Genomic DNA, 26,672 nt, shown 5'->3' on the forward strand with positions numbered 1-26,672 from the left:
GAGAAATAATGGGTTTATTTCTCAACACTATTTTTTATTTTTTAATAAGGTGAGTGATCACTTTTCTTCAATGAACGAGTGATCGCTTATTTTTTACCGACAAGAAGAAGGTTTTTTTTGAAGAAATGACTGACGGACAAAAAACGTTAGCCAAGAAAAAAGACAACTAGAAAAGCATTCGGAAACCTTATATGAAGCAGAATTGCAAGCACTCCAAGAGGAGAAAGATGCCCATGGTCTAAAGGGAAATGAGGAAATTCTATCAATCTTTTATTTGTCTTATAGTTGTATAGATAGAGCTTTTATTGTTAGACTAAGCCTATCATACTTTTGATAGGAGTATATTATGGAGATAATAGTAGCGTTGATTCCAATGTTCGCGTGGGGCAGTATAGCTCTTGTCAGTGGTAAAATGGGCGGTAGTGCAAATCAGCAGACATTGGGAATGACCATTGGTGCGTTGTTCTTTTCGGTCGTTGTTTTTTTAATTGTTCAGCCGATGATCAATAGTCAAATGATCGTCATTGGTATTTTGTCGGGCTTGTTTTGGAGTGTTGGGCAAAATCAGCAATTTCACGGTATGAAATATTTAGGGGTCTCTGTAGGATTACCTGTTTCAACGGGGATGCAGTTGATCGTCAATACAATTGCTGGTGCTGTATTTTTTCATGAATGGACAGGTAGTAGAGATTTTCTTTTAGGGTTTATTGCACTTGCCTTATTGGTTTTTGGGGCTTATTTGACAGCGCGACAAGATGATGACAGCGGTGTGAAAATGACGAATACTATGTTTGATTTTAACAAAGGGCTGCGAGCGTTAGTTGTATCAACAATTGGTTATGGGGCGTATACGATTATTATCAATGCGGCAGGACTTGATCCAATGGGGATCATCTTGCCTCAAAGTATTGGTATGTTGTTTGGAGCCAGTTTCTTTGCATTTAAAAGGGTTAAACTGGATCGTTATGTTTGGCGGAATATGAGTTGTGGACTTTTGTGGGGTGCTGGAAATATTTGTCTGTTACTGACGATGCGTCAAATTGGATTGGCTATCAGTTTTTCACTGTCTCAAATGGGTATTATTATTTCAACTTTGGGCGGAATCTATTTACTTGGTGAGCGCAAGTCTAAAAAAGAAATGAGAGATGTCATTATTGGTTGCTTATTCGTTATTTTAGGTGGTATTCTTTTAGGGTACATGAAAGCGTAAATGGAGTATTTACGCTTATTTTTATGAAAATTTCTGCAATTATGTGCATGAGAAAATTTGTTGATTTATATTATTGGAGGAAAAGAAATGTCGATGTTTCGAAAAAAAGAGCTGACGGCTGTTTCAAGTGAGCCAAGCGCAATGAAAAAGGATTTAAAAACAATGGATCTGATCATGCTCGGGATCGGTGCGATTGTTGGGACAGGAATTTTTGTAGTAACAGGGGTTGCAGCTGAACAATATGCGGGACCTGCATTGTCGCTGTCCTTTTTAGTGGCTGCAGGCGCGATTGTTTTAGCCGGCTTGTGTTATGCGGAGTTCGCATCGCGGATTCCAGCGATTGGCGGACCGTATGCGTATATGTATGTTGTATTTGGTGAACTTGTTGCTTGGATGACGGGTTGGCTAGTGATATGTGAATTTTTTTTAGCAGTATCCTCAGTTGCTTCTGGTTGGTCTGGATATGTTCATGGATTTTTAAATAGCCTTGGGATTGATTTGCCTAGAGCGTTGAGTGGTGCTTATAATCCGGAAAATGGTACATATGTTGATGTGATTGCGATGCTTGTTCTTTTAGCGGTTATGTTTTGGGTATCATTAGAGGCGAAAACGGCTTTGCGGTTGAATAATGTGATGGTGTTTGTCAAGTTTGGGATTATTGCTCTCTTTCTAATTGTCGGTATTTTTTATGTAAAACCTGACAATTGGCACCCTTTTATGCCTTTTGGGTTTTCAGGTGTGGTGAGTGGAGCCGCAGTGGTTTTCTTTGCCTTTTTAGGATTTGATGCAGTAAGTATGACTGCAGAAGAAGTGAAGGATCCGCAAAAGGATATCCCTAAAGGAATTATCGGTTCGATTATCATAGCAACTGTTTTATATGTGATCGTAACGCTGATTTTAACTGGAATTGTGCCTTTTGATTCACTTGGCGTGAAAGATCCAGTAGCCTTTGCTATGCGTTTTGTGCAGCGTGATGGCGTGGCAGCAGTGATTTCTGTGGGAGCAATTTTGACGCTGTTGACTGTGACGATTTCAATGATGTATAGTTTAGCTAGAATTATTTATGCGATCAGTAAGGATGGATTATTACCGAAATTTATGAGTAAGATCGATGAAAAAAATCGTACACCAAAAAATGCAACATATGTAGCAGGTGCTTGTACAATGATTTTTGCAGGTCTCGTTCCGATGGAGCTTTTGGCTGAGTTGACGAATATTGTGACATTGATGTATTTAATCGTGATGGCGATTGGTATTATACGTTTGAGAAAAACAGCAGGGGATCCTAAACCAGGGGAATTTAAAATTCCATTTGTCCCGTTTGTCCCAATTTTGCTCGTTATTGTTAGTATTGGGTTGATGTTACAATTACAAGCAGCAACGTGGAAAGCTTTCGTGATAGCATTGATTTTAGGGTTTATTATTTATTTTGCTTATGGGTATAAACATAGTAATGAAGGTAAAATCAAAAATTAGAAGAAGAAATCAGTGATCGTAATGGTTGCTGATTTTTTTATGTTTCTTTTTCATAAAAAAAGATTTTTACTGTAAATCGTGATAAGTTTACAGTATAGTGATAGTAAATGGAGTAGAAAAGAGGAGAAGGAAAGCATGTCTTATCGTATCGAAAAAGATTCTATGGGAGAAGTTCAAGTACCCAAAACAGCACTTTGGGGCGCACAAACTGAGCGTAGCAGACAAAATTTTAATATCGGTATAGAAAAAATGCCTGTAGCCTTGATTCAAGCATTAGCATTAATAAAAAAGAATGTTGCTAAAGCAAATGAAGCGACAGGGAGATTAGAAAAAAAGATCAGCCAAGCAATCCAAGAAGCTGCAGATACGATCATTATGGGAGAGGTAGATGACCAGTTTCCGTTATCGTTATGGCAGACGGGAAGCGGCACACAAACGAATATGAATGTGAATGAGGTCATTGCTCATATCGCTACTAAAAGTGGCGTAGTTGTTCATCCAAACGATCAGGTGAATATGTCTCAAAGTTCAAATGATGTTTTCCCAACGGCGATTCATATAGCCGCTGTGCAGCTGATCGAAGAACGATTGTTTCCGGTGATGAAGCAAATGATTCAAACATTGAAAAAACTTGAATCAGAAAATGAAAAAATCATAAAAATCGGCCGAACTCATTTGCAAGATGCAACGCCTATAACCTTTGCGCAAGAAATCAGTGGTTGGCGATCTGGACTGGAACATAGTTATCAAATGGTAGCCTTGACGTTAAATGAATTAAAACAGCTAGCGATCGGTGGTACAGCTGTAGGGACTGGTTTGAATGCGTCTAAAGAATATGTTGGAGAATTCTTTAAGTACTTGAATGAAGAGACCAACGCTCACTTTTCAGAAGATCTAAATAAATTTCATGGTTTAGCAAGCAAAGATGCGGTCGTTTTCACTTCAGGCGCTTTAAAAGCATTGGCTGCAAATGCAATGAAGATGGCAAATGATATTCGCTGGATGGCTAGCGGTCCACGAAGTGGTTTCGGTGAAATCACGATTCCTGCTAATGAGCCGGGCAGTTCGATCATGCCAGGGAAAATCAACCCGACACAATGCGAAGCCTTGACTATGATCGCAATTCAAGTTATGGGAAATGATACAACAATCGGAATTGGCGCGTCACAAGGGAACTTTGAATTAAACGTCTATATGCCCGTTATGGCCTATAATTTACTCCAAAGTATTGAGTTATTAACAGATGGATTGCGTTCTTTCGATCAGAATTGTTTGAGCGGAATCAAAGCAGATCAGGGAAAAATGAAACAATATGTGGAGCAGTCATTGATGCTTGTCACAGCACTAAACCCTCATATTGGTTATGATAATGGAGCTAAGATTGCCAAGAAAGCTTTTGTGGAAAACATGACATTGAAACAAGCAGCCTTGGCTTTAGAATTAGTTACGGAACAAGAGTATGAAAACTGGGTAAAACCGGAGCAAATGTTAGGTGAATAAACGTGGTCAATTTAGAAAGGGATGGGAAAGATGGCAACAATTTATGAAGAAGCTTTAAAAGCACATGCACATTGGCGTGGAAAAATTGATATTCATTCAAAAATCGAAGTAAAAACAAAAGAGGATTTATCCTTAGCATACACCCCCGGAGTTGCTGAACCGTGCAGGAAAATTCATGAAGATCCGAATGCTGTCTATGATTATACATGGAAAGGGAATACTGTAGCTGTTGTAACAGATGGGACAGCTGTTCTTGGTTTAGGTGATATTGGTCCTAAAGCGGCCTTACCTGTTATGGAAGGCAAAGCGCTATTATTTAAAGAATTTGCAGATATTGATGCAATTCCTATATGTTTGGATACAAAAGATCCTAAAGAAATCATCAACATTATCAAAGCCATGGCACCAACCTTTGGCGGAATCAATTTAGAAGATATCTCTGCGCCTCGCTGTGTGGAAATCGAACGTACCTTGATGGAAGAGTTAGATATTCCCGTTTTTCATGATGATCAACATGGAACGGCGATCGTAACCATTGCAGCGCTGATCAATGCCCTGAAAATCGTTCATAAAAAAGTCGATGAAATCAAAGTTGTTGTGTCAGGAACAGGTGCTGCAGGAAGTGCAATCATAAAAATGCTCCATCATTTTGGTGTGAAGAATATCATCACATTTAATATCGATGGCGCGTTATCTAAAACGATGGCAAGACCGATGAACTTTTTAGAAAAAGAAATTGTAGAAATTACGAATTTTGAAAACTTCAATGGTTCTTTAGCAGAAGCGATGCTGGGAGCAGATGTTTTTATCGGTGTTTCTGCCCCTAAGTTGGTGTCAAAAGAAATGGTAGCGTCAATGAACGAAGGGGCTGTCGTGTTTCCGATGGCTAATCCTGAATCAGAAATTGATTATCAAGATGCAATCGATGCGGGTGCGGCAGTTGTTGGGACAGGTCGTTCAGATCATCCAAATCAAATCAATAATGTTTTGGCTTTTCCTGGCTTATTTAAAGGGGCTTTCGTTGCAGGTGCAACAAAAATTACTGAGAATATGAAATTGGCTGCTGCAAAAGCAATCGCTGAAATCATTCCAGAATCAGAGCTTACCAGTGAGTACATTATCCCATCTGCTTTTAATCGAGAGTTGGTAGATGTTATCATTCGAGAAGTCGCTGAAATGGCTGTTCAAGATGGCGTTATCAGAGAATAAATACAACATTAACTAGAAGTTTCTGTCAGTTTTTTTTAAAAGTGAAACTGACAGAACTTTTTTATATCGAGAAAATATAAGGATTTCTAGTTCAATAAAGCCAAGTATGGTATACTACTTAGGAGTAAATTCAAGAGAATGCTAGAAGGAGGATGTTTCTACATGTCAGAAAAAGAAACATTTTATATTACCACCCCAATTTATTATCCAAGTGGACAACTACATATCGGCAATTCCTATACAACGATTGCTTGTGATGCGATGGCCCGTTATAAACGTTTGATGGGCTATGATGTATTTTACTTAACAGGTGTGGATGAGCATGGGCAAAAAATTGAAAGTAAAGCTTCAGAATTAGGCGTTACACCAAAAGAATATGTCGATAAAATGGCGGCAGATGTTCAGAAATTATGGAAAACACTTGATATTAGCTATGACAAATTCATCCGCACAACAGATGATTATCATAAAAAAGCGGTTCAACAAATCTTTGATCGTCTATTAGAACAAGGAGATATCTACCTTGGTGAATACGAAGGCTGGTATTCTGTTTCAGATGAAGAATACTTTACTGAAACACAGTTAGCAGAAGTCTATCGTGATGAAGAAGGTAAAGTAATTGGTGGTAAAGCACCAAGCGGTCACGAAGTTGAATTAGTCAAAGAGGAATCTTATTTCTTCCGTATGAGTAAGTATGCAGATCGTTTATTGGCTTATTACAATGAACACCCAGAATTCATTCAACCTGAATCACGTAAGAACGAAATGATCAATAACTTCATCAAACCAGGTTTAGAGGACTTGGCTGTGTCACGTACGACGTTTTCATGGGGGATTCCATTGTCTAATGATCCAAAACATGTGGTATATGTTTGGATCGATGCGTTGTCAAACTATATCACAGCATTAGGCTATGGATCAGAAGATGACAGCTTATTTAAAAAATATTGGCCAGCAGATGTTCATATGGTCGGAAAAGAAATCGTCCGTTTCCACACGATTTATTGGCCGATCATGTTGATGGCCTTGGACTTACCATTACCAAAGAAAATTTTTGGACATGGTTGGTTAATGATGAAGGATGGAAAGATGTCTAAATCTAAAGGAAATGTGGTTTATCCGGAGATATTAGTCGATCGCTATGGATTAGACGCATTGCGTTATTATTTATTGCGTGCGATTCCTTTTGGTAGTGACGGTGTCTTTACACCAGAAGATTTTGTTTCTCGTTTGAATTATGACTTGGCGAATGATTTAGGGAATTTATTGAACCGTACAATTGCGATGATCAATAAATATTGCGATGGACATGTTCCTGCATATGCATCAAAAGTTACACCGTTTGATAGCGAATTATCAACGACTGCTGCTAATGTAATCGGCAAGTATCATGAAGCGATGGAAAAAATGGAATTTAACACGGCAATCGCTGAGGTTTGGACATTGATTTCACGTGCTAATAAATATATTGATGAAACACAGCCATGGGTTTTAGTGAAAGATGAAGACAAGAAAAATGAATTGGATAGCGTCATGGTTCATTTAGCTGAAAGTTTGCGAATCGTAGCGATTCTTTTACAACCGATGATGACTGAGACACCAAGAAAAATCTTTGAACAATTAGGTATAAATCCTGACAAGATGAATATGGAAGAAATTCATTTCGGCGAATTTCCAACTGGAATCAAAGTTGTTGCAAAGGGAACACCAATTTTCCCTCGTTTAGAGATTGATACAGAAGTTCTTTATATTCAAAAGAAAATGACTCAAAACGCACAAACGACAACAGAAGAAATTAAATGGAATCCAGAAGAAACAGAACTTGTTTCGATCAAAGAAAAAGAAATCAAGTATGAAGATTTTGACAAAGTAGAGTTAAAAGTAGCAGAAGTCATTGATTGTAAAAAAGTCAAAGGCGCAGATAAATTATTACAATTCCGATTAGATGCAGGAGATGAACAAGATCGCCAAATTCTTTCAGGTATTGCAGAGTTTTATCCAGATCCAAGTGCGTTGATCGGTAAAAAAGTCGTGATCGTAGCAAACTTGAAGCCAAGAAAAATGCGCGGACAAATCAGTCAAGGCATGATTCTTTCAGCAGAGTCACCAGAAGGAAAGCTGCAACTTATCGATGCACCAAAAGAAATGCCAAATGGGGCAGTGATTGCCTAGGTTAATAGATAGAATGTTTAAATAAAAAATGACCAAAGGATCTGAGTTTTACATGGCAGATACTTTGGTTATTTTGATGTAAATCTAATGATTTGGAGATTTTATTAAAATTTATACCAAAATGATATGTTTTATTGTATCATTATAATTGAACAAAAAAATTGAGTGATTAAATAAGGAGAATGTTGGATGAAAATGAAGAAGTACATGTTGGGGATCATTACAGGGGTCGTAATCTTTTTATTAGCAGCTTGTGGGTCGGATCCAAGAAAAGATTTTACTAAAGAGTTGTTAAGCTCAAAAGGCGATGACTACAATGCTGCAAGTTTTAAGATGAAAATCAATGATTTGTCGTATGATGGTGACGAAGGTGGCGCCTATGTAAAAATGATTGCCAGTCAATTAAAAGATATGAGCATTGATGGAAAATATGCAATCGATGATAAAAAAGATACGATGGAAATGGAGATCACAGCGAATTTATTTGGTGAAAAATTGCCTTTCCAATTTGTAGGGAACAAAGACAAGTATTATATGTCGACTAGTTTTGTTTCAGGTGTGATGGATTTAGCAAACTCATTTAATTACCCAGTTGAACTTAGTAAGAGTGATTTGAACAAACTAAAGGGAAAATATATCGATATAGCTGAAGCTGGCGACACACTTACTTCCGGAGAACTTGATAAGAAGACAGACCCATTGAAGAATAAAACATTTACAAACGCTGAAAATTCTAAAATGAGTAGAGAAATAAAAAAATTAATCGAAAGTTTCGATAAAAAATCATTTACAAAAGACAAAGACGTTGTGACGCATACATTTACCAAAAAAGAAATTATTAAAATAATGGAGAAGATCGATGAAGTTGCCAAAGAAGACAAAGAGTACAAAAAATCAGGCGACCAAAAAGAAATGAAAGAGGCAATCAAATCCTTAAAAAATGATCTGGATAAAATGGATATCAAAGTTAGCATAAATCAAAAAACAAAAGCAGTTGATATGAGAATGGCATTAGCTGCGACGGATGATGAAGAGGCTAATATGAGCATCGATATGACGATTTCTGTTAAGCCACAAAAAAATAGCGGAAAAATCAAGATGCCAAGTAAGAAAGAGATCATCAGCCAAGATGATTTAAACGGTATTTTATCTAATCTCACAGGCTCAATTTCTGATGATTCAGATTCAGATTTAGATTTAGACGATGATTCAATCGATTATAGTGATTTGAAAGATGATCCTGAAATTCAAAAATTGATGGACGAGCAATTAGATGAAATGATCAAACAAATCGAAGCGAATCCAAGCGCTGTAACGGAAGAAAATGCGAAAGAAGTTCGTGATGGTGCAAAAACGATTTTTAATGACGAGCAAATGAAAAAATTAAATGATGCGTTAGATAAAGCATTGAAGGCTGGAACAGTATAGAATAATAAAAAAAAGATGTCCTTTGTGTTAGCTAAATTTTTGGTTTAGTTAGCGTAAAGGATGTCTTTTTTACTAGTAGGTCAAGCTTTAAGGAATTCGAAAAAAAGGCGGGAGCAGAAGCAACCCCTTCTTAAATAAGTTGATATTCACTTCTGTCCCAACCTCATAAAAAGTTTATTTTTTTTGGTCAGTTCAAGCTGATTGGTTAAAATTTGAATTTTTTAGTTGATTTAATTCTACGGAAACGAGTTGGTAAAAACAGGATCACTATCGCATATGGTACGCTAATGATCGACCAAGTCAGGGTTCGGCTTAAACTGTTATTTTGATAGAGCCAGTTAAGTAAAAAGTGTAATCCAACTATGCTAAGTGTAACAAAAATCAAAACAGCATAAGTCGGTTCGGTTTTGACAACAGCTCGAATGATTCCGCCGAGTAGAGGTACCAGATAAAAATAAGCACTAGTTAATGAAATGCGCCAACTTTTTACTACAGTTCCAAGGTTCAACAAGAAAAATACAATAGACAAAACAATGCCTAAAGGTGGGAAAAAAGCAATTAAAAACGAATAAATAGCGCCCCATAAAAGCATGAATGGACCTTTTACGATTGCTGCGATAACAACAAAAATGGCAATCAAAAGAAATTGCTGTGTCACAGTTCCATAAGCCAACAGACCAAAAAGAATCAGTAATAACCAATGCCAGATCGTATTGACTTGAGGTTTTCGTTGAAGCGTTACATTTTTTTGAATGGTTGATTTTAGAAAGTCAGATTCTTCGAAGAAATTTTTCAAAAAGCACTCACTCCTATCAAATTTAAAATCGGACTGAAACTAAGTTTACTGCTAAAGAAGAAAAAAAACATCGGGCTAAAGTCGGTTTTTTAGATGTAGTTATGTAAGGATGAATCTGTGAATCTCCTGTTTGATTTGTCTAATATTGCAGAAGAGACGTATAAATAGTTTGACTTAGACGTTTAAAGTTAATATATTGCATCATCACTAAAAAAACGTGAATGTCTACCGAATTACAGGCATTCACGTTTTTTACGCTTATTTAAACAACTCAGAAATTTCTCCAATATAAGGCAGAAAGACTTGTTTCATTCCCCTGGAAATGGCAGTATATAGAATCTTTTTCTCACGTTCAGTCGTTCCATAACGTACAGTCGAAGGATCATGGATGATCACATTATCAAACTCAAGTCCTTTAGCCATATCGATCGAAAGAATTTGAACAGTCATAGCGCTATTTTTTTGTAAAAGTTGTTGCTGTAATTGTTCTGCTTCTGACAAGGTTTTGGTAATTATTACAGTATCTTCTCCTTGTGTTAATGAATCCAAAAGTGAAGTAAGGGTAGCTAAATATTGTTCTTCATCTTCACAGAAAATAAACGAAGGTTTTTCACCATCTTTTCGGATCGAAACAATGTTGAGTTTTTCATGATTGGTCATTAACGTTTGAAATAACTGAGTAATTTCTTTACTTGAACGATAGCTATTTAGTAATTGATATGAAGTGACGGCACGACTAGAAGCAGATAATAATGCTTTTAATTCAATAAAGCTGATCGACGTATTAAAAATTGCCTGATTTTCATCACCAGCCAAAGTAAAATTAGCTTGTGGAAATAATTTCAGCAGTAAAAGAATCTGCGCTTCAGTATAATCTTGCACTTCATCTACCAAAATAAAAGCCATTTGTCGATTAGATAAATCTTCAACAAAAGTATCTTTGATTAGTAATAAAATGACCACTTCATCTGCAGTATAAGCAGTAGTTACTCGTTCGTAGTCATTGTGCTGATAGTTCAGGTATAAGGATTCAAAAAGCCGCCACTGGTCAAACCAAGCGAAATTAGCGATAGCGTCAACTACTTTTCGGTATTTTTGCTGCAATCGTTGCAGCGCAAATTCTGCTAATTGTTCTTCTTCTTCCTCAGAGAATGTCGTGTCAAAGTAACGCAATTGTTCGGCTTCAGTCAAGTCTTGCATCTGATCGATCATTTGTTTGGATTTTGATTGTTTGATCAAGTAACGATTCCACAAACTAGATAATTTTTCTTTTGTCGCGGAAAGTCTATCTCTGATCGATAAAGTCTTAGGTGTTTCTTGATACAGACCAAAAATCAATTCGGTAGAAAAGATAGGTTTTCGTTTGAATAAAATAGGCTGAAATAGTGATTGTTGAATCAGGGATGAGTCTTGGAACATTTGAATAAAATCCACAAATTCTTGTGATTGGATTACTTGTTGTTGGACATTTACTTTTTCGGCGGTGATTCGTTTGAAATAAGCGGATTCACTTTCGATTGGTGCTTTTTCACGAAATGTAAACTTAAGAAATTGTAGTAATGTCAAATTCAATGGATTTCGTTCACCTAAATTTGGCAATACTTGAGAGATATAATCAATAAATGTCGAATTAGGAGAGAGCAGTAAAATATCATCAGCTGTAATTTTGGTCCGATGATTATAAAGTAAATAAGCGATTCGTTGCATGATCGCCGAAGTTTTACCACTACCAGCAATGCCATTGACCAAAAGCAGTGGATGACTTTCGTCACGAATGATCTCATTTTGTTCTTGCTGGATCGTTGTTGTGATATCTTTCATATATTGAGAAGAATCAGCTTCTAGAGAATGAAGTAAAATGTCATCTTGAATCGCAAGCGTAGTATCAAAAAAGTTGATCAAACGGTCTTCTTCAATGATCAATTGCCTTTTCAAATTCAAGTGAACGGGTATTTCAGTTTTATTGACGCGATAACTGCTGTCACCTAAAACGTTATTGTAAAAAAGAGACGCGATCGGTGAACGCCAGTCGTAGATTCGTGATTCGCCCTCGAGATTTGTAAAGTCATTCATCCCGATATAAAAAACATCTCGATCAGAATCGGCATCTAAAAACGTCACGTCGATTTTTCCAAAATAGGGAACTTTAAGCAAGCGCTCAACTTTTTCAAGTTGCTTAGAGGCTGTTTCGTTTTTGATGTTTAGTTGATTGATTTCTCTATTTTTCATTTCCATCATGGCAAATGTTTCTAAATTATCTGAGTAACTATCAAAATTTAGCTTTGTATCGCCGCCAAATTGTTCAAGTACTGATTTTCCTGTAGTATTGACTTCATCGATAGCAGTTTGATATGTGTCTTTTGCTTGGCTCAATTCTTCATAAACCTGCTTCAGATATTGGGTTTCTTGTGTGCGATCATTTGACATATTGGTTCCTCCTGATATGAATTGCCGTGACCGAATAGTATAAGCTATTTTTTTGAATAAAGCAATTATAAGAAGCAGATAATTTATTGGAGCTGTCCATTCAGCTTTTGATTAAAATGTGATAAAGTATAGAAGAGGAACGAGCTAATATATAAATTTAGTAGAGTTGAGTCGTTGTTACCATTTTTAAATTTAGGAGTGAATAAACATGATTTTTGATTCTCATACCCATTTAAATGCAGAACAATTTAATGAGGATATTCCAGAAACAATTGAACATGCTAGAGAACTAGGTGTAACGGAGATGGCGGTGGTTGGTTTTGATACGCCAACGATTGAAAAATCTCTGAAACTTAGTCAACAATATAAAGAAATCCAAAGCATTATCGGATGGCATCCTACAGAAGCAGGGAGCTATACATCGGATATCGAGAAAAATCTTCAACAATTATTAACAATGCCAAAAGTAGTTGCTTTAGGTGAGATCGGTTTAGATTATTATTGGATGGAAGATCCAAAAGAAGTTCAAGATCGTGTGTTTCGACGTCAAATCGCTATCGCCAAAGAAATGAATTTACCTATCAGTATCCATACTCGAGATGCGATGGAAGACACGTATAAGATTCTAAAAGAGGAAGATATTCGTGATATTGGTGGAATCATGCACAGTTTCAGTGGTGATCCTGAGTGGATGGCGAAATTTTTAGATATGGGCATGCACATTTCTCTAAGCGGCGTTGTAACATTCAAAAAGGCATTAGAAGTGCAAGAAGTAGCAAAAGCTGTCCCATTAGATCGTTTATTAGTTGAAACAGATGCGCCTTATTTAGCACCAGTTCCTTATAGAGGCAAACGTAATGAACCTGGTTATACTCGCTATGTAGTGGAAAAAATCGCTGAATTACGTGAAATGCCCTTTGAAGAAATAGCCAAACAAACGACAAACAACGCTCATCGCTTATTTAGGTTAAACAAATGACAGATAAGTTGAGAATTGAAGAAATCATTGTCGTTGAAGGAAAAGACGATACCAGACGTATTCAAGAAGTTGTGGATGCTGATACCATCGAGACGATCGGTTCAGCTATTAATGAAGATATTTTAGAACAAATCGAGCACGCACAAGAAACGCGAGGGGTCATTATTTTTACTGATCCAGATTTTTCGGGTGAGAAAATCCGTAAGACTATCATGGAAGCTGTTCCAGACGCCAAACATGCATTTCTCTCACGCCAACTAGCTGTCCCAAAAAAGAAGGGTTCAAGTTTAGGCGTAGAACATGCGAGCGATGAAGCGATTTTAGAAGCATTGGAAAAAATCGTGACACCTGTCAATGAGGTAGATGATTATAAAGAAATTCCTAGACAAATCTTGATCGAATATGGTTTAATAGCGGGAGCTCATGCAAAAGAACGCCGTGAAAAATTAGGAGATGAGCTGCGCATTGGTTACACGAATAGTAAACAATTGACTAAGCGCCTAAAAATGTTCCGCATTACAGAAAAAGAACTAATAGAAGTCATGACATACTTAACTGAATTACCAAGTGAAAAATCGGAGGAATCAATTTGACAGAATATAAAGAAATAGCCACACCTTCAAGAACCAAAGAAATTTTGAAGACACACGGCTTTTCATTCAAAAAAAGTTTAGGTCAAAACTTTTTAACAGAACCGAATATCTTACGTAAAATCGTTGAGACTGCAGGAATTGACACTCAAACAAATGTAGTAGAAGTAGGACCAGGAATCGGGGCTTTAACGGAACAGCTAGCTAAAAATGCTGCACAAGTGTTAGCCTTTGAAATCGATGATCGTTTGATTCCTGTTTTAGAAGATACCATGAGTCCGTATAAAAATGTCACAGTCGTTCATAATGATGTGTTAAAAGCAGATTTAGTCGGTACAACAAAAGAGATTTTTAAAAAAGAACTTCCTATCAAGGTCGTTGCTAATTTGCCATATTATATTACTACGCCCATTATGATGCACTTTTTAGAATCTGATTTAGATGTGCAAGAAATGATCGTTATGATGCAAAAAGAAGTCGCAGATCGAATTTCGGCAAAACCAGGGACCAAAGCATATGGTTCGTTATCGATTGCAGTTCAATACTTTATGGAAGCAAGCATTGCGTTTATTGTGCCAAAAACAGTTTTTATTCCTCAGCCCAACGTTGATTCTGCTATCATAAAATTGATCAAACGTGACAAACCAGCAGTCGAAGTAACCAATGAAAAAGAATTTTTCAAATTAACAAAAGCGTCATTCCAATTACGTCGCAAAACATTGTGGAACAATTTAATTCATTTTTACGGAAAAGATGATGTAACAAAAGCGTGGCTGACCGAAAGTTTAACAGAAGCTGAAATCGATCCATCACGCCGCGGTGAGACCTTATCACTAGTGGAGTTTGGTCGATTAAGCAATGTGTTAGAAAAAAATCGTTGAATAGAAAACTAAAAAATAAGTGGAGAAAATCGGAAAAATTTTCTCAGCTTATTTTTTAGTTTTTTCATGTAATGTAGTAGAGTTTCACACTAAATGTTCTAAAATCAAGATAGAAATCAACTTATTTTGGCTTTATGTAAAATAATTGAATTGAGTTATTGACTTTTTTAAAATATCAAGGATAATCATAAATAAGAAAACGCTTTCTTTTTTTCTTGTGAAGGAGTGATGGGATGGAAATTAATAAAAGAGGAAATGTTTCATGGATGCTTGTTGCTATATTTTTAGGATACACCTGTATTTATGTAGATAAAACGACCATTGGTATGTCACTGGTGACGATTGCAAAAGATTTAGACATTGATCCACAACAGAAAGGATTAGTATTGAGTGCTTTTTTTCTAGGATATACATTTTTTCAAATCCCATTTGGGTACTTGATTAGTAAGGTTGGAACGAGAAAAGTGATGATCACGTCCATTTTCTTAGTCGGTATTTTTCTTTTTTTATTTGGATTTGGCTTTTCTTTATTGTATTTGATTTTGATTCGCTTTATGACAGGAGCTGTAGCTCATTCGGGTTATCCTGCTTCTGTAAGCACCTTTATTTCACAAGAGTTACCAATAGAAAAACGCGGACCAGCACAATCAACAATGATTGCATCTTCTGGTTTTGCTGCAGTTGTAGGACCATTATTGATCGCACCTCTTTTACTTCGATTCGGCTGGCATAAAACCTATTATTTTATAGGAACAGCAGTCATGCTGATTGCCGTTTTGATGTATTATGTGATTCCCAAAGAATTTGGTGGATTGAAGAAACCATTAAAAAATGAAAGAACAATTTCTTTTCGAACTGTATTGAAGGATCAAAATGTCTGGATATTGATTTTTGCAGCTTTTTTTATTAATGCAGCGATATACGGACTTAACGGCTGGATGGCAACTTATCTTGTTGAAGCACACGGGCTGGCATTATCTCAAACGGCGTATGTAACAGCAATTATTGGCTTATTCACTATGATGGCAGCCATGTTAGGCGGTATTATAGTGAATAAGTATTTTATTGGTAAAGAAAAACAGGTGATTTTTACTGCGAGTTTAGGTGGCGGAATTTTTGCTATATTTGTATCGATTGTTCAGTCTTTTCTACCTAGTATGGTATTTTTGACTTTTGCGGTAGTCTGTTCCAGCCTTGCTTTTGCAACCTTGATGAGCATTCCGCTAAAACTATTTCCTTCGGAGGAAGTCTCTGCAAAATATGCTACTATAAATGCAATCGGTGTTTCTGGAGGATTTGTTGCTCCGACGATTATTGGTGTATTAGTTCAACTTTCCAAGGGTAGTTTTTTTAGTTCATTTCTATTTATAGGCATATCGTTCGTGATTTCTGGTGCAATTACCTTATTGGTGCAAAAAAATAAACAATCATGATTCAGAATTTTGAAAAAAATAAACGTCTATGAGAAAATATTTATAAAGAAATACAAATAAAAAATTGGCAATAAAATATTCGAAGAATAGAGATACAAATAAAGTAGATGGAAGAAGATTACGGGAGAGACTAGTCAATAGCACCGAAGGAATAAATGAATAGTGGCGCAAACCACTGCTTATGAAGATCTCAGGTAAACGGACCGTAATTGGACATCACTCTGGAAAGCGAAAGCACCGAAGGAGCAACTCTTCGAGATGAAGACGAATCTCTCAGGTTTTGGACAGAGGAGCAGGCATTTTTTTAAGATGTCTGCTCTTTTATCTTTATATAATTAGTTTAGCTTAGGGGTATTTTGGTAAAGTATTAAAAAATAAAAGACTAAAAGGAGTGTACATGATGGATTTAAAAACACCTTTATACGATGCACATCTTGAAGCTGGTGGAAAAATGGTTTCATTTGCTGGCTATATGCTACCCGTCCAATACAAGGACGGGGGCGTGATCAAGGAACATTTAGCTGTGCGCAATCAGGTAGGATTATTCGACGTTTCTCATATGGGTGAAGTTGTTTACGAAGGGAAAGATGCTTTAGAAAATTTGCAGTATATAGTAACAAATGATTTTAGTAATTTAGAAATTGGTCGCGTTCGATATAGCTTAATGTGTAATGAAGCTGGTGGTGTGATTGATGATTTACTAGTCTATAAATGTAGCGCTGAAAAATATTTATTAGTAATAAATGCAGCAAATAAAGCAAAAGACATTGCGTGGATGAAACAGCACTTATTCGGTGAAGTCATATTTTCAGATCAATCAGATCAGTTTGTTCAGGTTGCGTTACAAGGACCTTATGCAAAAGAAATAATTGAAAAATTGGCCGATCCAGATGAAATACCCAAAACATATTATAGCTTTACTGAAAATGCCAACGTTGGCGGAGTGAATTGTATCTTATCGCGAACGGGTTATACAGGAGAATTTGGCTACGAATTATACTGCCAATCTGAAGATGGGGTCAAATTATGGGAGTTATTGCTGGAAACAGGAAAAGAATATGGTATTGTAACTTGCGGTTTAGGAGCACGTGATACCTTAAGATTAGAAGCTGGAATGCCACTTTATGGTCATGAAATGACGGAAGAAATCACGCCATTTGAAACCGATTTAAGCTTTGCTGTTAAGCTTAAAAAAGAAAAGTTCATCGGTAAACAAGCACTAATTGATAAAGGTGAACCAAAAATCACACGGATCGGTCTACAATTGATGGATCGAGGAATCGTTCGTGAAGGAGCGGATGTTTACTTTAATGAAAAGAAAATCGGGCAAACAACTTCAGGAACAATGTGTCCGTTTATAAACAAAGCGTGTGCAATGGCTCTAGTTGAAAAGGATAACGTAGAAATCGGTTCTGAAATCGAGGTTGAAGTTAGAGGGAAAAAAATTGCAGCGAAAGTTGTCGCACTACCATTTATAAAAAAATAATTGAAAAGAAGGAGTCGTTTATCATGACAAAAATGAAAGAAATGAAGTTTTCAAAATCACATGAGTGGGTATTGTTTGATGGGGATAAAGCCAGAATTGGTCTTTCTGAATTTGCGCAAGATCAATTGGGGGATATTGTTTTTATTGATTTACCAGATGAAGGTGATGAAGTGAAAAAAGGGGAATCATTCGCGGATATTGAGTCCGTTAAAGCTGTTTCAGAAGCGTATTCGCCACTTACAGCAAAAGTGTTGGCAATTAATGAAGAGTTGCTGGATAATCCAGAATTAATTAATTCTGCACCGCTCGAATCATGGTTGATTGAAGTGGAAGGAGTAGGCGAAATAGAGGACTTATTAAGTGCGGATGAATATAAGAAATTTTGCGAAGAATCTGAGGAGGCATAATGAATGGGTAATTATCTTGGCTCAACAAAGCAGCAACAACAAGAAATGCTAAAGACGATCGGCTTGGAAAAGATGAGTGATCTTTATCAAGAGCTTCCAAAAGAAATGATAATAGAAAAATTGAATATTCCAGCAGGAAAATCAGAATTTGAAGTGCGACGTATTTTGGAAAATATGGGTAAGAAAAATAAAGTATTTTCAAGTATTTTCCGTGGTGCAGGAGCGTATAATCATTATATTCCAGCGATTGTTAAGCAGATTTCAGCAAAAGAAGAATTTATGACATCGTACACGCCTTATCAACCGGAAATCAGCCAAGGATTGTTGCAGTCGATTTTTGAATACCAAACGATGATCTGCGAAATTACGGGAATGGATGCGACGAATGCTTCTGTTTATGATGGTGCGACGGCAGCCGCTGAAGCAATCAATATGTGTTTAGAGAAAAAACGGTTGAAAGTACTCATTTCAGAAACAACCAATCCTATGACGATCCAAACAGCATTGACTTATTTTAGTTCTAGAGATATTGAATTTGTCATGATTCCAGAAAAAGATGGTTTAAGTGATTTAGCTGCTTTAAAAGAAAAACTGGATGATACAAGTGCTTGTTTCATTGTTCAGCAGCCAAATTATTATGGAGGAATCGAGGATGTCGAAAAAATGGCTGAACTAGTTCACGAAGCGAATGCTAAATTTATTATGAGTGTCAATCCTGTGGCTAGTACTGTGTTAAAAAGTGCTGGCGAAGTCCAAGCAGATATTGCGGTCGGGGATTCTCAACCTTTCGGCTTACCCTTAGCTTTTGGCGGACCGTACATTGGTTTTATTGCGACAAAAGAAAAACTTATTCGTAAATTACCTGGTCGTATTGCAGGCGAAACTGTGGATGAAACAGGTGACAGAGCATTTGTTTTAACATTACAAGCCCGGGAACAACATATTCGTAGAGAAAAAGCTGCTTCTAATATTTGTTCTAATCAAGCTTTATGCGCCTTAACGAATGCCGCTTATATGAGCACAATGGGCGCAAGAGGTATTCAGGAAGTTGCAACTCAATGCTACAGTAAAGCACATTATTTGGCCGAACAATTAAGTAAAATAAGCGGGGTCGAACGATCCGATGACAGTCCTTTTTTTCATGAGTTTGTCACTACTTTTCCTGTAACAAATGACAGTGTATTGTCAAAACTAGAAGAACACGATATCTTAGGCGGCTATCCCACAGAAAAAGGGTTATTATGGTGCGTGACAGAAATGAATACTAAAGAGCAAATGGATGAGGTCGTTGCATTGGTGAAGGAGGTGTGTGTTCAATGAAATTGATTTTTGAACGTAGCGTCGAAGGATATTTTAATGAAATGATCTCACCTTGTGATGTACCGATCACAGACCTTCCAGAAAAAATAAGACGGCAAAAAGAACTACATTTACCTGAGATCTCTCAGCCTGAGATCAGCCGTCACTATACAGAATTAGCGAATGCTACTTTTGGAATCAACAATGGTTTTTACCCACTTGGTTCATGTACGATGAAATACAATCCTAAAATCAACGACGAAATGGCAGCCTATCCGGCTTTTGCGAATATTCATCCATTGCAACCTGAGCACACAGTTCAAGGCTCATTAGAAGTCTTTACGATGACTGAAATGCTTTTAAAAGAAATTACAGGGATGGATGCGATCACGTTTCAACCTGCAGCTGGAGCGCATGGGGAGTTTACGAGCTTATTAATGATCAAAGCGTATCATGAACGAAATAATCAATCGCAACGAAATAAAATCATTGTGCCAGATTCCGCACACGGGACAAACCCTGCAAGTGTAGCGATGACAGGTATGATCACCGTCAACATCCCGTCAGATGAATATGGGTGTGTTGATATTGAAGCTTTAAAAGAAGCCGTGGGAGAGGATACAGCGGGCTTGATGCTGACAAATCCAAATACAGCTGGAATTTTTGATAAAAATATTTTAGAAATAACCAAAATCGTTCACGATGCTGGCGGACTGAATTATTATGATGGTGCAAATTTAAATGCCATCATGGGAGTTGCCCGACCAGGTGATATGGGCTTTGATATCATTCATTTAAATTTACACAAAACCTTTTCAACACCACATGGCGGTGGTGGTCCAGGGTCTGGGGCTGTTGGGTGTAAAACAATATTAAAATCATTTTTACCTAATTATTATCCAATAAATGAAGGCGGGAAAATCACCTTTACTGAGCCAGAGTATTCGATTGGAATGGTCAAGGGCTTTTATGGTCAATTTTCGGTATTTTTACGAGCATTGACGTATATTTTATTTTTAGGATCAGAAGGAATCTTATCCGCTTCTAAAGGTGCCGTGTTGAATGCCAATTATATGCTTCATGAATTAAAAGATATTTTTGAAGTTCCATATGGCGAATCTTGTATGCATGAATTTGTCATTAGTTTAGACAAATTAAAAAAAGAAACAGGTGTTACAGCGTTAGATGTTGCCAAAGGAATTTTAGATCACAACATGTATCCACCGACAATGTATTTTCCGCTTACTGTACCTGAAGCGTTGATGGTAGAGCCACCTGAAACAGAATCGAAAGAACGGATGGATGATGCAATAGCAATATATCGCAAATTGTACGAAGAAACTCATAAAAATCCAGAAGTTTTTCATGAATATCCACTACATGCTCAAATCCATCGAGTAGATGAAGTGAGAGCTGCGAGACATCCGATTGTTCGTTATGATTTTGAAAAAAAGAATGTTTAGTCAAGAGAAGACGATAAAAAAGTATTGAAAAATTAACAAAAACATGCAAATAATCCAATATATTTGGTACTATAATGAGAGAAGCTTCTGATTCGTAGCTTTGGTTGTATGTTTGGTTTTTACAAAGCTATCAAGAGCGACTTAGATTCAAAAGAAAAGGAGAAAAAAATGCTAACAGAAGAACAAAAAAAAGCTGCGGATAGTTTCGAAGAAGAACTGATTCAAATTAGGCGACATCTACACCAGAATCCAGAAATAGGAATGGCGTTACCAAATACGGTTGCTTTTGTGAAAGAAAAACTAACAGAATATGGCTATGATCCAAAACCTTGTGGAGAATCCGGTGTCACAGTAGTTGCTGGTAAAAAAGACGGAAAAACATTTTTATTGCGTGGTGACATGGATGCACTACCGATTCAAGAATTGACCGATCTTCCGTTTAAATCTGAAAATGGCTATATGCATGCATGCGGTCATGATATGCATACAACAATGTTGCTTGGAGCCGCTAAACTATTAAAAGAATTCGAAGATGAATTGGACGGTCAAGTAAAATTACTGTTTCAACCAGGTGAAGAAATTCTTTCGGGTTCAAAAGACTGTATCGAAAATCATGTATTAGAAAATCCTAAAGTTGATGCAGGTATGATGATTCATGTTTTTCCTTTTAAAGGATATAAAGCAGGACAAATCATGCCGACACCAGCTGGAACCTTTATGGCCAGTGCTGATTGGTTTGAAATCACGATAAAAGGCCGAGGCGGACATGGTTCCCAACCCGAGACTGCGATCGACCCAATCAACGTAGCGGTTCATATTTATACAGCGTTACAAGAACTTTCAGCAAGAGAAATCGGTTCAGAAGAACGCTTTGTTCTCACCATCGGGGAGTTTACCGGTGGTACACCAGGTGCGTCAAATATTATTCCAGAAACGACCGTCATGAAAGGAACGCTGCGAACATTAAAAGAAGAGGTCCGCACGCAAGTCAAAGAACGAATGACCGAAATGGCTGAAAACATTGCCAAGGCTTTTCGTGCCGAAGCACAAGTGATTTTTACAAATGGTTGTACGACAAACGTGAACGATTCAGACTTGACCGAATTTACCAAAGAATCTTTAACGGAAACCTTTGGCGCTGATCGAATTGTAGCAATTCCTACCTCTACTCCGCTAATGGGCAGTGAGGATTTTGGCGAGATTAGTCAATTGATTCCAACAACGACTGTTCTGTTGGTAGCATCAGAAGAAAATATCAATCTGCATAACCCAGCGATTGTTTTTGATGAGTCAGTGTTGATCGAGGGTGCGAAAATCTATGCAGATACCGCAATGTCTTGGTTAAAGAAAGGATAAATTGTTCTGTTTTTCGGTGAGTACGTTTCATGAAATGGAGGGGAAAAAGTGGTTAAATCAGATATTGAAATCGCACAAGAGGCAACCATGCTACCAATCGACAAAGTAGCGGAAAGAATTGGATTAGACGAAGATCAATTTGAACAATATGGAAAATACAAAGCAAAAATTGATGTTGAAAAGATCAAAGCAAATAAACAGGGAAAAGTCATTCTTGTTACGGCGATTACGCCCACACCTGCAGGCGAAGGGAAAACAACAACAGTTGTTGGCTTAGGTGATGCCTTAAATCGAATTGGAAAAGATACGATCATTGCTTTAAGAGAACCTTCTTTAGGTCCAGTTTTTGGAATAAAAGGGGGAGCAGCTGGTGGTGGTTATGCACAAGTAGTGCCTATGGAAGATATCAATTTACACTTTACAGGTGACTTTCATGCAATTGGGGCGGCAAATAATTTGTTAGCAGCAATTATTGACAATCATATTTTTCAAGGCAATGAGCTAGGTATCGACAATCGCCGTATCACTTGGAAAAGAGCTGTGGATATGAATGATCGTCAATTAAGACATATCGTTGATGGGTTGGGTGCTCGAGTTAATGGAGTACCTAGAGAAGACGGTTTTGAAATCACGGTGGCATCAGAGATCATGGCTATTTTGTGTTTATCTAATGATATTGAAGATTTAAAAGAAAATTTAGCGAATATTATTATAGGATTTACGTACGATAATCAACCAGTTACTGCTAGAGAATTGAATGCTCATGGTGCAATGACCGCTTTATTGAAAGAGGCAATCAAACCCAATTTAGTTCAAACACTTGAAAATAACCCTGCGCTGATTCATGGTGGACCATTTGCTAATATTGCGCATGGCTGTAACAGTGTGATTGCAACGAATACTGCAAGGAAATTAGCAGATTATGTCGTAACAGAAGGCGGATTTGGTGCCGATTTAGGGGCAGAAAAATTCATTGATATCAAATGTCGAAAATCTGGCATTCGTCCTTCTGCTGTCGTTGTAGTAGCAACTGTTCGTGCATTAAAAATGCATGGAGGCGTACCAAAAGATCAGCTTGGAATCGAAAACGTGGAGGCATTGACTAAAGGATTACCTAATTTATTAAAACATATTGAAAATACAACAACTGTTTTTGGGCTACCAACAGTTGTTGCAATCAATAAATTCCCAACAGACACAGGTGTAGAACTTGATCTTGTCAAAGAAGAATGCCAAAAACGTAATGTAAATGTGGTTCTTTCAGATGTCTGGGAACATGGTGGAGCAGGTGGGGAAGAATTAGCGAGAGAAGTTGTTCGTCTAGCAGATTTGGAAAATGATTTCTCTTTTGCGTATCCTGATGATCTGTCAATCAAAGAAAAAATCAGCGCAATTGTCGAAAAAGTTTATGGTGGAAATGCCGTACACTATGAAGCGATTGCCGAAAGAGAAATTGCTAAATTGGAAAAACTTGGGTTTGGCCATTTGCCGATTTGTATGGCTAAGACACAATACTCGCTTTCGGATGATCAAACCAAACTGGGAAGACCGACTGATTTTGCGATCACCATCAGTAATATCAAAATATCAGCTGGTGCCGGATTTATTGTTGTCTATACAGGGACAGTGATGACGATGCCTGGCTTACCTAAAAAAGCAGCCTATGAAAAAATCGATGTTGATTCTGATGGGAAGATTGTTGGACTATTCTAAATTGAAATCAATCAAATAAAAAAATAGACCTCAATAATTCGAGCTGGTTGTTCGAGTTGTTGAGGTTTTTAGTAATCGATTAAAAATAGAATGAAAAATCTGTTTTGCCTCCTTCTTCATAAAATAAAACAACATGTGTCTTGACACCTTGGTGGATCTCCTATAAAATAAACAGCATCATATATGTCAAGACATATCGGAGGAAAATATGAAAAAGAATTCAGTCAGACATTTAACAATTTCAGCTTTACTGGTGGCAATGGGGATCATTATCCCTATGGTTATGCCAAGAATTACAATAGGACCCGCTTCTTTTACTCTAGCTAGTCATGTACCGGTATTTTTGGCAATGTTTTTTTCGCCGGGAGTGGCGATTGCAGTAAGCTTAGGGACAGGTTTTGGATTCTTTTTATCAGCGACACCGATCATAGCTTTAAGAGCACTTTCTCATTTACTATTTGCAGTAATAGGTGCATTTTATTTACAGAAACATCCGACGATCGTTTTATCGAATAATAAGTTTGTTTTGTTCAATGGTCGGTTTCAATTATTTAATTTTGTGATCGGCGTAATACATTCTGCAGCTGAATTGGCTGTAGTCAGTGTTTTTTATACGATGGGAAATATGCCAGAAACATATTATACACAAGGGTACATGTACTCAATCTTTTTATTGATGGGTATTGGTGGCTTGATCCATAGTGTGATCGATTACAACATTGCTTATTTTGTGGCAAATGCATTAAGTAAACAATTTGATATTCCAGTATTCACTCAGGCAAAAAAAGTAAAACAAGTAAAAGTAGGTAGTATTCCACAAGAAACAGAAACGTTGGCATAAAAGAGTGTGGGACAAAAGTAGCATTCACTTTTGTCCCACACTCTAAATACTTCTGTTTAGTCTTTTCTTACATAGAAATTATGGTAATTTAATTACTTGTTCAGTTTCTGGATCGAAGAAGTGTGCTTTATTGATATTGAAGGCTAAATCGACCATTTCTTCTGGCTGATGGAAATCACGAGCATCCACTTTTGAAATAAATTCTGTGTCGCCTAACCTTGTATAAAGCATTGTTTCAGCACCTAAAAGTTCAGATACTACAACTTCAGAGCGAACGACAGCATCATTCATTGTATCTAAGGCAACTTGTTCACTGTGAATATCTTCTGGTCTGATTCCGAAAATTATAGATTTTCCTTCATATCCTTTTTCAACTAATAATTTATTTTTTCCTTCTGGAATTATAAGTTCTAACCCATGTCCATCACGAATGACGCCATTGTTTAACGTAACGTTAAAGAAGTTCATAGCAGGTGAGCCAATAAATCCTGCGACAAAGATATTATTCGGTGTATTGTAGACTTCTTTTGGAGAACCGATTTGTTGAATAAAACCATCTTTCATAATGACAATTCGATCTGCCATAGTCATGGCTTCTGTTTGGTCATGAGTAACATAAACCGTGGTCGTTTCTAGGCGACGATGTAGTTTAGCAATTTCGGCACGCATCGCTACACGTAATTTTGCATCCAAATTGGACAAAGGCTCATCCATCAAGAAGACTTTGGCATCACGTACGATTGCTCGCCCTAAGGCAACACGCTGACGTTGTCCACCAGATAATGCAGCTGGTTTGCGTTGTAAATAATCAGTTAAACCTAGAATTTCACCAGCATTTTCCACCCGTTTCTTGATTTCGACTTTGTCATATTTGCGCAGTTTTAAACCAAAAGCCATATTATCAAAAACAGTCATATGAGGATATAAAGCATAGTTTTGAAAAACCATTGCGATGTCACGATCTTTTGGTGCGACATCATTCATGATTTTATCTCCAATAGAAAGTTCGCCTTCTGTGATATCTTCTAAACCTGCAATCATACGCAATGTTGTAGATTTCCCACAACCAGATGGTCCAACAAAAACAATAAATTCCCGATCTGCAATTTCCAAGTTGAAATCTGTTACAGAATAATTTTCTGCATTATCATATTTTTTATAGACATGTTTTAACGCCATTTCTACCATAATCGTCACTCTTTTCTTTTTTTATTGTATCCTTAGTATAAATGAAAGCGCTATACATCATCAACGGAAGGTTGCACAAGAAAAAATCAAATTTTTCGTCAAAGTGACAAAGAAGCAATCCTTCCTTTAACTTTATATTGGAAGACTTTGTTATAATAAGAAAAAGAACAGAAGAGAGGGAAAACAGATGAAGATTGCATTGATAGCACATGATCGAAAAAAAGAACTGATGGTCAAACTAACATTAGCGTATCAGCCGATATTAAAAGAGCACGAATTATTTGCTACAGGAACGACTGGATTAAAAATTTCGGAAGCTACAGGACTTCCTATTCATCGCTTTAAGTCTGGACCATTAGGTGGTGACCAGCAAATCGGGGCAATGATTTCAGAAGATAAGTTGGATATGGTGATTTTTTTGCGGGATCCTCTGGCAGCACAACCACATGAGCCAGATGTTACAGCGCTGATTCGCTTGAGCGATGTGTATGAAATTCCTTTGGCAACCAATATTGGAACGGCTGAAATTTTATTGAGAGGATTACAAGCAGGTTTTGCCGATTTTAGAAATGTAGTTCATGAAACAGACAATAAACCTTTATCATTTTAACTAGTATAGTCGAAGGTTGTTGCAGCAATGGAATGAATATGCTATATTTCATTTAGGCTTAGGCCTAAATAAAACAGAGTAGGAAATAAAGCGTTAAGTGCTGAAAGGATGGGATGTTGCCTTTCGGACGAAGAATATATGAAAATAGTGATTTAGCTGCATGAACTAGCTTCTAGGAAAAAAGCTAAAATAGAATCGTGATAGAAAG

The 26,672-nt window shown here is 37.0% G+C and carries 21 protein-coding genes and 2 riboswitches; of the genes, 18 read left to right on the forward strand and 3 right to left on the reverse strand.

Annotated elements, in window-relative coordinates; translation table 11 throughout:
• Positions 1–346 precede the first annotated feature (346 nt).
• The 6 genes from IGI43_RS14210 (at position 347) to IGI43_RS14235 (ending at position 8,995) form a co-directional block, all read left to right on the forward strand.
• Entirely contained in the window at positions 347–1,210 is an 864-nt protein-coding gene (locus tag IGI43_RS14210; RefSeq protein ID WP_438758432.1) for a GRP family sugar transporter, read from the forward strand.
• Between the two features lie 87 nt (positions 1,211–1,297).
• The gene (locus IGI43_RS14215; protein WP_438758433.1) at positions 1,298–2,686 is read left to right on the forward strand and encodes an amino acid permease; all 1,389 of its coding nucleotides are present in this window, start codon (positions 1,298–1,300) and stop codon (positions 2,684–2,686) included.
• Between the two features lie 135 nt (positions 2,687–2,821).
• Positions 2,822–4,186, forward strand: coding sequence for a class II fumarate hydratase (gene fumC, locus IGI43_RS14220; protein ID WP_438758434.1), 1,365 nt, complete (start codon positions 2,822–2,824; stop codon positions 4,184–4,186).
• Between the two features lie 30 nt (positions 4,187–4,216).
• Positions 4,217–5,395 (forward strand): NAD(P)-dependent malic enzyme, encoded by a 1,179-nt coding sequence (locus IGI43_RS14225; RefSeq protein WP_438758435.1) that lies wholly within the window; start codon positions 4,217–4,219, stop codon positions 5,393–5,395.
• 162 nt (positions 5,396–5,557) lie between these two features.
• Positions 5,558–7,567 carry a methionine--tRNA ligase gene (metG, locus tag IGI43_RS14230; protein WP_438758436.1) on the forward strand — a complete coding sequence of 670 codons (2,010 nt, stop codon included), beginning with the start codon at positions 5,558–5,560 and terminating at the stop codon, positions 7,565–7,567.
• A 189-nt stretch (positions 7,568–7,756) separates the two neighbouring features.
• A complete protein-coding gene (locus IGI43_RS14235; protein ID WP_438758437.1) occupies positions 7,757–8,995 on the forward strand; it encodes a hypothetical protein in 1,239 nt (412 codons plus the stop codon).
• A gap of 205 nt (positions 8,996–9,200) precedes the next feature.
• Here IGI43_RS14235 and IGI43_RS14240 read toward each other — a convergent pair whose 3' ends face one another.
• Complete coding sequence (locus tag IGI43_RS14240) at positions 9,201–9,791, reverse strand: hypothetical protein (RefSeq protein WP_438758438.1); 591 nt, start codon at positions 9,789–9,791, stop codon at positions 9,201–9,203.
• A 258-nt stretch (positions 9,792–10,049) separates the two neighbouring features.
• A complete protein-coding gene (locus tag IGI43_RS14245) occupies positions 10,050–12,218 on the reverse strand; it encodes a HelD family protein (RefSeq protein WP_438758439.1) in 2,169 nt (722 codons plus the stop codon).
• Between the two features lie 208 nt (positions 12,219–12,426).
• On the opposite strand from IGI43_RS14245, the gene IGI43_RS14250 reads away from it, so the two are divergent.
• From IGI43_RS14250 to IGI43_RS14300, 11 genes are all read left to right on the forward strand, one after another.
• Positions 12,427–13,197 (forward strand): TatD family hydrolase, encoded by a 771-nt coding sequence (locus IGI43_RS14250; RefSeq protein ID WP_438758440.1) that lies wholly within the window; start codon positions 12,427–12,429, stop codon positions 13,195–13,197.
• Positions 13,194–13,790, forward strand: coding sequence for a ribonuclease M5 (rnmV, locus tag IGI43_RS14255; protein WP_438758441.1), 597 nt, complete (start codon positions 13,194–13,196; stop codon positions 13,788–13,790). Before IGI43_RS14250 ends, rnmV begins: the two co-directional genes overlap by 4 nt.
• Positions 13,787–14,668: a 16S rRNA (adenine(1518)-N(6)/adenine(1519)-N(6))-dimethyltransferase RsmA gene (rsmA, locus tag IGI43_RS14260; protein ID WP_438758442.1), complete on the forward strand. Its 882-nt coding sequence runs from the start codon at positions 13,787–13,789 to the stop codon at positions 14,666–14,668. Before rnmV ends, rsmA begins: the two co-directional genes overlap by 4 nt.
• A gap of 233 nt (positions 14,669–14,901) precedes the next feature.
• Positions 14,902–16,101, forward strand: a complete 1,200-nt coding sequence (locus tag IGI43_RS14265) for an MFS transporter (RefSeq protein WP_438758443.1) — start codon at positions 14,902–14,904, stop codon at positions 16,099–16,101.
• A gap of 111 nt (positions 16,102–16,212) precedes the next feature.
• Positions 16,213–16,317: riboswitch (glycine riboswitch) on the forward strand.
• 184 nt (positions 16,318–16,501) lie between these two features.
• A complete protein-coding gene (gene gcvT / locus IGI43_RS14270) occupies positions 16,502–17,587 on the forward strand; it encodes a glycine cleavage system aminomethyltransferase GcvT (RefSeq protein ID WP_438758444.1) in 1,086 nt (361 codons plus the stop codon).
• A gap of 23 nt (positions 17,588–17,610) precedes the next feature.
• Positions 17,611–17,994: a glycine cleavage system protein GcvH gene (gene gcvH, locus IGI43_RS14275; RefSeq protein WP_438758445.1), complete on the forward strand. Its 384-nt coding sequence runs from the start codon at positions 17,611–17,613 to the stop codon at positions 17,992–17,994.
• Between the two features lie 3 nt (positions 17,995–17,997).
• Positions 17,998–19,314 carry an aminomethyl-transferring glycine dehydrogenase subunit GcvPA gene (gene gcvPA, locus IGI43_RS14280; RefSeq protein WP_438758447.1) on the forward strand — a complete coding sequence of 439 codons (1,317 nt, stop codon included), beginning with the start codon at positions 17,998–18,000 and terminating at the stop codon, positions 19,312–19,314.
• Positions 19,311–20,756, forward strand: coding sequence for an aminomethyl-transferring glycine dehydrogenase subunit GcvPB (gene gcvPB / locus IGI43_RS14285; protein WP_438758449.1), 1,446 nt, complete (start codon positions 19,311–19,313; stop codon positions 20,754–20,756). Before gcvPA ends, gcvPB begins: the two co-directional genes overlap by 4 nt.
• 168 nt (positions 20,757–20,924) lie before the next feature.
• Entirely contained in the window at positions 20,925–22,112 is a 1,188-nt protein-coding gene (locus IGI43_RS14290) for a M20 metallopeptidase family protein (RefSeq protein ID WP_438758450.1), read from the forward strand.
• A gap of 48 nt (positions 22,113–22,160) precedes the next feature.
• Positions 22,161–23,825, forward strand: a complete 1,665-nt coding sequence (locus tag IGI43_RS14295) for a formate--tetrahydrofolate ligase (RefSeq protein WP_438758451.1) — start codon at positions 22,161–22,163, stop codon at positions 23,823–23,825.
• Positions 23,826–24,033: 208 nt separating this feature from the next.
• On the forward strand, positions 24,034–24,666 hold the full coding sequence (locus IGI43_RS14300) for a hypothetical protein (RefSeq protein WP_438758452.1): 633 nt from the start codon (positions 24,034–24,036) through the stop codon (positions 24,664–24,666).
• A 78-nt stretch (positions 24,667–24,744) separates the two neighbouring features.
• Here IGI43_RS14300 and IGI43_RS14305 read toward each other — a convergent pair whose 3' ends face one another.
• The gene (locus IGI43_RS14305; protein ID WP_438758453.1) at positions 24,745–25,854 is read right to left on the reverse strand and encodes an ABC transporter ATP-binding protein; all 1,110 of its coding nucleotides are present in this window, start codon (positions 25,852–25,854) and stop codon (positions 24,745–24,747) included.
• A 187-nt stretch (positions 25,855–26,041) separates the two neighbouring features.
• On the opposite strand from IGI43_RS14305, the gene mgsA reads away from it, so the two are divergent.
• Positions 26,042–26,464, forward strand: a complete 423-nt coding sequence (gene mgsA, locus IGI43_RS14310) for a methylglyoxal synthase (RefSeq protein ID WP_438758454.1) — start codon at positions 26,042–26,044, stop codon at positions 26,462–26,464.
• Between the two features lie 72 nt (positions 26,465–26,536).
• Positions 26,537–26,634, forward strand: a riboswitch (THF riboswitch).
• The last annotated feature ends 38 nt before the right edge of the window (positions 26,635–26,672 follow it).

The sequence above is a fragment of the Enterococcus sp. AZ126 genome (genome assembly GCF_051714545.1).
Taxonomy (GTDB): domain Bacteria; phylum Bacillota; class Bacilli; order Lactobacillales; family Enterococcaceae; genus Enterococcus_L.